This window comes from Massilia luteola (assembly GCF_034420155.1).
GTDB classification, from domain to species: Bacteria; Pseudomonadota; Gammaproteobacteria; order Burkholderiales; family Burkholderiaceae_D; genus Telluria; species Telluria luteola.
Window position 1 is genome coordinate 1 of the sequence record NZ_JAXOFN010000013.1, and the last position, 11,462, is coordinate 11,462.

Annotated in this window: 5 protein-coding genes; 1 reads left to right on the forward strand and 4 read right to left on the reverse strand. The window is 63.0% G+C overall.

Annotated elements, in window-relative coordinates; genetic code table 11:
* Positions 1-61 precede the first annotated feature (61 nt).
* The 4 genes from U9J41_RS14565 to U9J41_RS14580 all read right to left on the reverse strand — a co-directional run bounded on the left by U9J41_RS14565 (position 62) and on the right by U9J41_RS14580 (position 9,047).
* Positions 62-1,387, reverse strand: a complete 1,326-nt coding sequence (locus U9J41_RS14565; protein WP_322402055.1) for an ISNCY family transposase — start codon at positions 1,385-1,387, stop codon at positions 62-64.
* A 166-nt stretch (positions 1,388-1,553) separates the two neighbouring features.
* Complete coding sequence (locus U9J41_RS14570) at positions 1,554-4,214, reverse strand: TonB-dependent receptor (protein ID WP_322402917.1); 2,661 nt, start codon at positions 4,212-4,214, stop codon at positions 1,554-1,556.
* Between the two features lie 322 nt (positions 4,215-4,536).
* Complete coding sequence (locus U9J41_RS14575; RefSeq protein WP_322402918.1) at positions 4,537-6,048, reverse strand: tryptophan halogenase family protein; 1,512 nt, start codon at positions 6,046-6,048, stop codon at positions 4,537-4,539.
* Between the two features lie 131 nt (positions 6,049-6,179).
* On the reverse strand, positions 6,180-9,047 hold the full coding sequence (locus U9J41_RS14580; protein ID WP_322402919.1) for a TonB-dependent receptor: 2,868 nt from the start codon (positions 9,045-9,047) through the stop codon (positions 6,180-6,182).
* A 538-nt stretch (positions 9,048-9,585) separates the two neighbouring features.
* On the opposite strand from U9J41_RS14580, the gene U9J41_RS14585 reads away from it, so the two are divergent.
* Positions 9,586-11,454: a glycoside hydrolase family 13 protein gene (locus U9J41_RS14585; protein ID WP_322402920.1), complete on the forward strand. Its 1,869-nt coding sequence runs from the start codon at positions 9,586-9,588 to the stop codon at positions 11,452-11,454.
* The last annotated feature ends 8 nt before the right edge of the window (positions 11,455-11,462 follow it).

Below are 11,462 nucleotides of genomic sequence, written 5' to 3' on the forward strand. Positions count from 1 at the left end.
TGTAAAGGCAAAGTTAAAATGTCCGCTTTGAGCAAAGTTGAAATGTCCGTCATGTGACATTTCAAATGCGCTTCTGAGCGGACGTTTTCCTTGCCGTCATCACCCCCTGCACGACGGCGGCGGCAACTCGATCTTCGCGGTAGTTGCGATTGCGTTTCTTCTTGTCGAGAGTTGCGTGCAGCGTTTTGCTATCCACGTCGACATCCTTCGCCCGCAGCGGTTGCTCCATACGGATATAGGCGAGCACGTTGCCGTTAGCGCGCATTTCAACTCGACCATCAGCATAGGTATGGATGTTGATGGACTGACCGATCAGCTTGCGAAGCTCAGGCTTATCGTCAAACCGATACGGTACGCCGCCGTGATGCAAGGTGAGTTTGGCGCTGAGTTTTCGGCTGTCGCAAATGGCCAGGATCAGATCCAGGTTGTAAGTTGAGTTAAGGGCGACATGCAGGTCAAGCGGATTGCCCGGCTCGACTGAAAAGCGTGCGTTGTAGTTCTGGATGAAATCACCGCACCAGGCGTTTGCGGTCTCGATGTCGTTGATGCCGTCCAGTCGCAAGGTTTTAACCAGACGGTCTTGCAACGTACGGTTAGCCCGCTCCACGCGGCCCTTCGCTTGAGGAGAGTTGGCACAGATTAGCTCGATGCCAAGTTCATCGAGCGCACGCTGGAACTGGGTCTTCGTCTGGTTCGTTGCTGATGGTGAGCGAAAGACCGCTGCACGGTCGGCATAGAACGCTTGCGGTCTGCCGTGCTGCTCGATGTATCGTCGAGTCGCCTCAAAATAGCTGGCCGTCGTTTCTGTCTCGGCAAAGTGCAGATGCTGAATCCTGCCCGTCGCATCGTCGATATACACTAGCAAGGTGCAAGCGTCGCCACGTTTCTCGAACCAGTGATGACGACTGCCGTCTATCTGGACCAACTCTCCGATGCACCGACGTCGTTCTCGCGGCTGATAAAGACGGCTCTTGTGGGCAGATTTCGTGACCCATAGCCCGGCCTTGATCATCAAGTTGCGCAGGGTTTCCTTCGACAGTTTCAAGCCATGCCGCTCGCGTAGTTGCTCGCAAGCCAGCGTCGGCCCAAAGTCGGCATAGTGATCACGTAGCAGTCCCAGCGCCTTCTGCGCCACCTCAGGCGCAAGCCGATTGTTGCTCGGCTTGCCCCGCTGCCTGGATATCATCCCGCTCTGGCCTTCTTGTTCAAAGCGTTTTTGAAGACGGCGTATTTGACGCGTCGTTATCCCCAGCCGCCTGGCCGCAATGACCGCCGTGATCTCGCCCTTGATACTGGCGCCGATGACCCCGGCGCGTTCCAACTCCTCCATCGTAATGCTCCCGATTTTTCCCACGCTCGACTCCAAACCGTTCGGAATCGACAGCATGAGCTATCTAGCAAAAGCGGACATTTCAACTTTGCTAAATGCGGACATTACAACTTTGCCCTAACAAGGTGGGCACGCCGTGCCCACGCGCAACGCCGACGATACTCAGGCGCTACGCGTGGGCACAGGGTGCCCACGCTACGAACGTTCGGGGAGCCGAATGCGATTACAGCTTGTAGTTAAAGCCGAGCAGCATCTGGCGGCCGTACTTCGTGTAGCCGCGCGGACGGTCCGACGAACCCGAATAGGTCTGGAACGCCGTGTCGGTCAGGTTGTTCACCTGGAACAGCACGGACAGGCCCTTGACCTGCTTGAAGTCATAGCCGAGCTGGAGGTCGACGACGCGGTCCGGCTTCGTGAACGTCAGTTCGGTGGCGCCGCCGATGCCGCCGATCTCGGCCACGTAGTCGCTGCGGTAACGCTGGCTGACACGGGCCGAGAAGCCGTCGTTCTCGTAGTATGCCGTCACGTTGAACACGCGCTTCGACAGGCCCGGCAGCGGGATGCTCATGTCGCCGAAGCTCTGGTTCTTGACCGAGATCTCGCTGGTCGTGAACGCCGCGTTGGCCGTCACGCCGAAGCCGTTCAGCACCGGCGTGAACATGTCCAGCGGCAGCGAGGCGGCCAGTTCCAGGCCTTCCAGCTTGCCGCCCTTGCCGTTCTGCGGCTGGGTCATCGTGCCGATGTCGCTGGTCGCGCCCTGCAGGTGGTATTCGGAGAAGTCGCGCGGGCCCGTGACGGTATAGATGTACGACTTCAGGTCCTTATAGAAGCCGGCCGCCTGCACATAGCCCTTGTTGCCGAAATATTTTTCCCACGACAGGTCGACCGCGTTCGCACGCCACGGATCGAGCTGGGCATTGCCGCCGTTGCCGTAAGGCGTACCGGTGCTCTGGTGCGTCAGGCCGACTTCACGCGATGCGTTCAGCTCGTCGAGGCGCGGGCGGGCCAGCGTCTTGTTGGCGCCGAAGCGGATGATCTGCTGGTCCGGCAGGCTCCAGATCAGGTTGACGCTCGGCAGGTAGTCGTTGTACTTCTTGCCGTCGGTGAGCGGCACCAGGTCGGCGAACGGCCAGGCGCGCAGCGTCTGGGCGGTCGAGCTCTGGTCGGTGTGCACGGCCTGGATGCCGACGTTGCCGCGCAGCGGCATCGACAGCAGTTCGGTATCGATGTTCAGCTTGGCGTAGCCGGTCTGGACCTTTTCCGTGATGTTCCAGTTCTTGGTGGCGCCCCAAGGCACCAGCACGGCCGGCGTGTACGGACCGAAGTTCTGCGCCAGCACGGTCGGGATATCCCAGCTCAGCGTATCCGGCAGCGCGTACAGCGACTGCGAACCATTGAGCGCGCCGGCGGCGATGGCGCCCGTGCCCAGCTTGGTGAAGCCGGTTTCGAGGTGGCGCTTTTGCTTGTCGCGCTTGGACGCGTTGAAGCCCACTTCGACGCTGTTGAACAGCTTGCTGTCGAAGCGGTATTCGGCGCTCACGCGGAACGAGTTCAGCTTGTCGGTCAGGTGCGGCGCGTTGACGTAGCCGTCGCCATACTGGCCGCCGATGGCCAGTTGCGACGCGTCGTTGTACACGCCCGTCAGGCCGATGGCCGGGATGGTGCCGTTCGCATAGTCGAACGTCATCGTCTGGCGCGCCGCGAGGCCGGTGTTGATCTCGTCGAGCTCTTCCTTGTGGTCGGCCTGCGAGTGGCTCAGGTCCGCGACGAAGGTCCAGTCGCCGGCGATGAATTTATTGTTCCAGCCGTAGGCCGTCAGCACGTCGTTCTGGTGATAGTGGTTGTTGCGCACCACCGGGTTGACGTTGTTGGCGGTACCGGCCGTCATGACGCCGTTGCCGTTGATCGAGCCCGGCGTGAACGTGACGTTGTTGTCGTCGGTCAGCTGGACTTCCATGCCGCGGCGGTCTTCATCCAGCTTGAAGCGCGAGTGATACGCGTCCACGGTCGACGTGAATTCGCGGATCGGGTGCCATTCCACCACGGCCATCAGGCCGTCGCGCACCTGGTTGCCGGTCTGGGCCAGCGACTTGATGCCTTTCGGGACCTTGACGGTCTTGCCCGGCACGGACGAGGTGTTGTCGACCCAGTCCCAGGTCTCGAACTGGCGCGACTCGTTCGGCTTGTCGGCGCGTGCGTAGCCGACGGCCACGCCCAGCGTGTGATTGAGGAACTGGTCGACGTAGGACGCGCTGATGCGGCTGCCCTTGTCCTTGCTGCCGGCGCTGACCTTGCCCTGGCTGTTCTTTTCGCCGCGCACGTTCAGCGTCACGACGCGCTCGCGCAGCGACAGCGGCTTGATGGTCTGCAGATTGACGGTACCGGACAGGCCCTGGCCGACGAGCGCCGCGTCCGACGTCTTATACACGGTGACGGCATTGATCAGCTCGGACGGATACTGGTCGTACTCGACCGTGCGGTTCGCGCTGGTGCTGACTTGTTCGCGACCGTTCAGCAGCGCGGTCGACAGGTCGCCCGACGTGCCGCGGATGCTGATCTGCTGCGCCTGGCCGTTGACGCGCTGCGCCGACAGGCCCGGCAGGCGGGCCAGCGATTCGGCGATGCTGATGTCCGGCAGCTTGCCGATGTCCTCGGCGGAAATCGTCTCGACGATGCTGGTCGAGTCGCGCTTGACGGCGATCGCGTCTTCGATGCTGCGACGGATGCCCGTCACGGTGACGGTGGTGACCGGCGCCGCCTGGGCGCCATCGGCACCCTGCGTCTGCGCGGACGCCTGGGCGCCCGCGAGCGCCAGGAATACTGCGCAACCCACCGCGACCGGGCTCAATTGGAATACGGGCTGGCCGCCCTTCGAAATCTTCATGTGTCCCCTCGACATAATCAACAGAATCGGTTTGCTTATCAGAGGAACGTCAGCCTTTTACCGAAGCATGCGCCGGCCACGGGCTTGAACGTTCGGAACCGATTCTGTATTAAAACTAGATTACGTGTCAACGAAACATGAGTTTTACTAAAGAAATTGTGGTTTTCGCCCACAAACTGCATATAAAACAGGCAAATTTTACGTAGTTTGAGTAAATACTTATCTTGTGAAGATGTAGTTCGAGTACAAAGATCGAATGAAAACGTTTACAAAAGAGGCGGATTCCGGCCGGGCCGCGCCGCCCCTCATCCGCCGCGCGGCCCTACATGCCGGGCGCCTTGCAATACCCGGCAATGAACTCGGCATGGCTGGGCATGAAGTCCACGCATTTGCCGACCACGTCCGCGACGCTGTCCATGTATTCCTGGATCCCCTCTTCCGATTGCACGTCCACCAGCGGATGGTAAGTCTGCGGGTGGATGTTCTGGCCGATCAGCACCTGGCGCCAGCCGACCTCCGTGAACAATTCGTTGTCGACGCGGCGCAGGCGGCCGTGCGTGCGGTACAGGTCGATCTTTTCGCGCAAGGTGGCCGGGATGTCCATGTGCGCGCAGGCGCGCCAGAACTCGGCGTCGTCGCGCTGGTTGGCGTAGTAGTGCAGGATGATGAAGTCGCGGGTGCGCTCGTAATGGAAGCGCGACAGGCGGTTGAATGCGTCGACGTCCGGCTGGCTGAAACCCTGGTCCGGGAAATAATCGAGCAGGCGCTGGATCGCATCCTGGATCATGTGGATGCTCGTCGATTCGATCGGCTCCAGGAACCCGCCCGACAGGCCGATCGCCACCACGTTCTTGTCCCACGCCTTCTTGCGCATGCCGGTCGTGAAACGGACCTGGCGCGGATCGGCCAGCGGCTTGCCGTCCAGGTTGGACAGCAGCACGGCCGCGGCTTCGTCATCGCTGATGAAGCGGCTGCAGTACACATGGCCGTTGCCGATGCGGTTCTGCAGCGGGATGCGCCACTGCCAGCCCGACTTGTGCGCGGTGGCGCGCGTGTACGGCGTCATCTCCGGCACGGATTCGCACGGGACGGCCAGCGCGCGGTCGCACGGCAGCCAGTGCGTCCAGTCCTCGTAGCCGGCCTGCAGGGTCTGCTCGATCAGCAGGCCGCGGAAGCCCGAGCAGTCGATGAACAGGTCGCCCTCGATCCGGTCGCCGTTTTCCATCACGACCGCGTCCACGTGGCCGTCGTGCGCGCGCTGCGTCGCGCGCACGATCTTGCCCTCGACGCGCTCGACGCCGCGGCCTTCCGCCAGCTTGCGCAGGTGGCGCGCGTACAGGCTGGCGTCGAAGTGGTAGGCGTAGGTGATCTCGGCCAGCGGCGAATTGCCCAGGTCCGCGCGCGGCAGCATGAACTTGTTGGCACGGGCGGCCGCGCGCGTGATCGAATAATCGGCCAGGTCGCGCGCGCGGCCCAGGGCGCGCATCTTGTGCCAGTACTGCTCGAAGCCGACCATCCACAGGTCCTGGCCCAGGCGCCCGAAGCCGTGCATGTAGCGGTCGCCCAGGCGGCCCCAGTTCACGAACTCGACGCCGAGCTTGAAGGTGCCGTTGGTGGCTTTCAAAAATTCGGCCTCGTCGATGCCGGCGACGGTATTGAAGCGCTGGATCATCGGGATGGTGGCCTCGCCCACACCGACGATGCCGATTTCCTCGGACTCGACGAGGCGGATGCGATAGCGGCCGCGCAGCGCGGTGGCCAGGGCGGTGGCAGTCATCCAGCCGGCGGTGCCGCCGCCGACGATGACGATGGTGTTCAGGTGAGGTACTTGCATGCTCGGTCTCGCCGCTTTACAGGTCATTCATGAAAAAACACCCCCGCGGACCAGGGCCGGCAGGGGTGCTCATTAAACTGTCGACATTGACAGGATACCGTAGGGTGGGCACGGGGTGCCCACGCGAATGCTTAGAACTTGTAGCTCGCGCCCAGGCTGTAGGTACGGCCGAACGTGATCTTCTCGGCGATTTCGCTCGGGTCCGCCGCGTAGCGGATGAACGGCGAATTCGTGAAGTTGTTCACGGCAGCCGTCAGCGACAGGCCCTTCAGCATGGTGTGGTCGCCGAACTCGTAGGTGAGCTGGCCGTCGACCGTCGTGTTGCCACGGATGAAGGTGAGCTGGTTGTTGTCCTGGAAGTCGCTGATCTCGCCCAGGAAGTCGCTGCGGTGCTTGGCCGCGACCGACGCACGGAAACCATGCGCTTCGTAGTACAGGCGCAGGTTGGTCACCTGGCGCGACAGACCCGGCAGCGGGATGGTCGACACGCCGCCCGTGTCGATCACGGTCAGGCCCGTCGTCAACAGGTTCACCGAGCTCAGGGTGCTCGAGTGGTTGACCTCGACACCGAAGCCGTTCAGGTACTTGGTCAGCATGGCGAACGGCAGCGACGCGGACAGCTCGATACCCTTGATGTTGCCGCCCGTACCGTTGACCGGGGTGTTCAGGATACCGACCGTGGAACCGGCGAACGGACCCGATGCCGGCAACGGCGTCTTGGCGGAGAGCAGGCCGGTCGTGGCGAAGTCGACGCTCTTCGGCACGGTCAGCACGTACGTGTCGAGCTTCTTGTAGAAGCCGGCGACGGCGACATAGCCCTTGGCACCATTGACCGTGAAGTATTTTTCCCACGACACGTCCAGCGCCTTGGCACGGAACGGTTCCAGGTTCGGGTTACCCGCGCTGCCCGACAGGATCGGACCGTCGTGGTACGTGGTGTTCAGGCTCACGCCGCCACCCGGACGCAGGTCGCTCATCTTGGTGCGCGACAGCGTCTTGCCCAGGCCCAGGCGCAGCATCTGGTCGTGCGGCAGTTCGAAGCCCAGGTTCATGCTCGGCAGGAAGTCGTTGTACGAATGGTGACCTTGCACCACGTACGCAGGGCAAGCCTGACCGGCGACGCCGGCGCAGTGGGCCGTATCGACGACGGTACCGGTCGAGCTCTGGTTCGTGTGGATGTACTGGCCGCCGATGTTGCCGCGGTAGGACAGGCCGAACAGTTCGCCTTCCAGGTTACCCATCAGGTAGCCGGTCGAGACCTTTTCCGAGACGTCCCAGTTCTTGTCCGTCTGGATCGGCTGGTCGACCTTCGGCAGCAGCTGGTAGATCGAACCGAGCGAACCGAGCGGGTTCCAGGCGACGACCGGGATGCCCGACTGCGGGGTCACGACGACGTCCGTGCCCGGCACCGGTGCCGAGCCGTACGGGCCGGTACCGACGACCAGGTTGCCTTCGTTCTGGTCGCGGTTCTTGCGGCGGTTGGTGCGGTTGAAGCCGAATTCGACGCCGGTCAGCGGACCGAGTTCGAGGTCGTGCTTGGCGGACAGGCGGCCCGACTTGATGTCGTCCGTGGTCACGCCGACGGCCACGTAGCCGGCCTGCGGGTTGCCGGTCAGGCCACCGCCCCAGCCGGCGTGGTCGGTCAGGACGACCTGGCTGCGGTCGGCGTAGTTGAGCGACGTCGTGTAGACCGGGCTCAGGTTGTCCTTGCCGGTGAAACCGGTCCAGGAAATGGTGGACAGGTTGGCGGCGTCGCCCGGCTGGCCGGCCGTCGTTTCATAGCGGCTCGAATCGTGCTTGACCTTGGAGCCGGACAGGTCGCCCGTCACGGTCCAGCCTTCGTGGCGCAGGCGGCTGTTGATGCCCCAGGAATTCAGGGTGTCGGTCACGGCCTCGATGTGGTTACGCACGTCGCCCTTGAAGTTCGAGCAGGTGCCGGACACGGCCACGCCGTCGACGATGGTCGCGTTGGTCAGCACGCCGTTCGGGTCGTACGAACCGGTGCTGCCGCAGACCGAACCTTCGAGACCCGTCTTCTTGGTGTTGTCGGTGTTCTTCGAGTGGAACAGGTCGATGGTGGTCAGGAAATCCTTGTTCGGGCGGAACTGCAGGATACCCATCACGCCCTTGTTCGTCTGCGGGTCGCGCTGGACGTCCGTCTTGAAGCCGTTCGGCACGGCCACGCTCTGGCCGTTGTACGTGGCCGAACCGGGCGAACCGCCCCAGCCGTCGGCCTGGAACTGCTCGGCGCCGGTGTCGTTGAACTTGACCGCGCCCAGGGCCACGCCGATCGTGCGGTTGGCGAACTGGTCGACGTAGGTCAGGGTGCTGCGATAGCCGGTGCCGGTGCCGAGACCTTCGTTGTGCTCGCCGAAGCGCATGGCCTTGTAGCCGATGGCGACGGTGCGCTTGGCGAAGTCCAGCGGCATCACGGTGCGCTGGTCGATCGTCGACGCGATGCCCTGGCCCATCAGGCTGGCGTCCGGCGACTTATAGATGGTGATGGTGCCCAGCATCTCGGCCGGGTACAGGTCGAACTTGACGCCGCGGCTGTCGCCGGCCGACGCCTGCTCGCGGCCGTTCAGCAGCGTGCCGTTGAAGTCCGGCGACAGGCCGCGGACGGAAATCGCGGACGCGCGGCCCGACGACTTGTCGCGCTGCGCCGTCACGCCCGGCAGGCGCGAGATCGACTCGGCCACGGTGGCATCCGGCAGCTTGCCGATGTCTTCCGCCGAGATCGCCTCGACGATGGAATTCGAATTCTTCTTGATGGAGATCGCCGCTTCGATGCCGCGGCGGATACCGGTCACGGTCACCTGGCTGATCGGGTTGCCGTTGGCGTCCGTCGTCTGCACGGCTTGCGTGACGTTGGAATCCTGCGCGTACACATTGGTGCCGAGCGCCGACAAGAACACGGCGCAACCGGCGGCCACCGGGCTCAGCTTGAATACAAGGGCGCCGTTGATATTACGCGCGTGCTTGCCATTAAAAATCTTCATTTGTCCCCTCAAATCATCAGATCTCATTGTTTTCCCGAGGACGACGCGTGAGCCCGCACACGGGAGCCAGAAGCAAACGTTACTTGGACGTTCTGTCAAGGATTCTGTATTAAAACTAGATCCAGTGTCAACGCAACTTGCTTCCAATTACGGGAATGTAGGAGTTTTACGCCGATTTGGCTAAAAAACGACTTTTCGCGTTGTATGTGAGCTACAAAGGATACGTACGCACGATGTAGTCGCGCTACAAATTGATTTCCTTGCACCACTATGGCCACTGAATGCACATTTTTTGGGCAAATGCGCGTAGTAGCTTTACCGAATGTGGCGATTTGCCAACATTTGACCTTGCACGATCCCGGGAAACCGGTGTAGCAAAACTAGAGAACGATAGCGCGCCTTGCGTTGCTGGGCTCAATCGTCTGTAGTATTCTCCAAGCAATAATGTAAGAAGCTCATTGCCACCGAGCAAACATCCGACCGAGTCGGTGTAGTTGCGCTACGTCGACAGACGCCGTCCGTCGTCCTGGAGACCCCGATGTCCGCCCCTGCACTCCCCCGCATGCACACTTTCTTCGCCGGCCTCCTGCTGGGCGGCGCCCTGCTCACCGGCGCCGTGGCGGCGGCCGCCACGCCGGCCGCCATCGACCACATGGACCCGCCGTTCTGGTGGACGGGCATGCACGACCGGCACCTGCAACTGATGGTGCACGGCGCCGCCATCGCCGACCTGGAACCGGCCCTCGCCTATCCCGGCGTGCGCATCGCGGCGGTGACCCGCGTGGCCAACCGCAACTACCTGTTCATCGACCTGGACATCGCGCCGGACGCGCAGCCGGGCGACGTCCCCATCGACTTCAACGCGCCGGCGGGCAGCGCGGCGCGGGCCACCCGCTATTCGTACCGCCTGCTGGCGCGCGCGCCGGGATCGAGCGAACGCCGGGGATTCGATACGGCCGATGCGATCTACCAGCTCATGCCGGACCGCTTCGCCAACGGCGACACGCGCAACGACAGCGTGCCGGGCCTCGCCGATAAGCTCGACCGCGCGCTGGGCCACGGCCGCCACGGCGGCGACATCCAGGGCATCATCGACCACCTCGACTACATCGCCGGCATGGGCTTCACGCAGTTGTGGCCGACGCCCCTCGTGGAAAACGACATGCCGGCCGCGTCCTACCACGGCTACGCGGCCACGGATCATTACAAGATCGATCCGCGCTACGGCAGCAACGAGGATTACGTGCGCCTGTCGCGCGCGGCGAAGGAGCACGGCGTCGGCCTGATCCAGGATGTGGTGCTGTCGCACATCGGCCTGCATCACTGGTGGATGAAGGACCTGCCGACGCCGGACTGGATCAACCACGACGGCAAATTCGTGCCGACGATGCACCACCGCACCGCCGTGCAGGACCCGTACGCATCGCAGGAAGACGCCAGCAATTTCACGACCGGCTGGTTCAGTCCCGGCATGCCGGACCTGAACCAGACCAACCCGTTCGTCGCCAACTACCTCATCCAGAACAACATCTGGTGGATCGAGTACGCGGGCCTGTCCGGCCTGCGCATCGACACGTTCGGCTATTCGGACGGCGCCTTCCTCGCGCAGTACACCCACCGCCTGCTGGCCGAGTACCCGCACCTGAACATGGTGGGTGAGGAATGGAGCAAGCTGCCGCCCGTCGTCGCGCACTGGCAGCGCGCCCCGACGGCCATGCCCAGCATGATGGACTTCCCGCTGACGGAAGCGATGCGCACGGCGCTGGCCGACAAGAACAACCGCAACACGTTCAACGACGTGTACGAGACGCTGTCGCTGGACTATCTCTATCCGGATGCGTCGAACCTCGTGCTGTTCGAGGGGAACCACGACATGGCCCGCCTGTACAGCGTCGTCGGCGAAGACCTCGCGCGCTGGAAGATGGACCTCGCCTTCGTGATGACGATGCCGCGCATCCCGCATTTCTACACGGGCGACGAACTCCTCATGACGAGCACCACCGATCGCCGCGACGACAGCAGCTACCGCCGCGACTTCCCCGGCGGCTGGGCCGGCGACAAGGTCAACGCGTTCACGGGCGCGGGCCTCACGCCGCGCCAGCGCGAGGCGCAGGACTTCGTCAGGAAGCTCGTCACCTGGCGCTGCGGCGCGGACGTCGTCCACCACGGGAAGCTGATGCAGTACGGGCCCGAAAACAATACCTGGGTCTACTTCCGCTACGATGCGCATCACAAGGTCATGGTCGCGTTCAATGCGAACGACAAGGACGCCGTGCTGCCGGTCGCGCGCTTCCATGAAATGCTGTCGGGCGTCGCGGGCGGGACCGACGTGCTCACGGGCCGGCGCTTCGACCTCGCCAGGGAAATCCGGCTGCCGGCGAAATCGGTCGTCATCCTCGACATCTAACGTTTGCG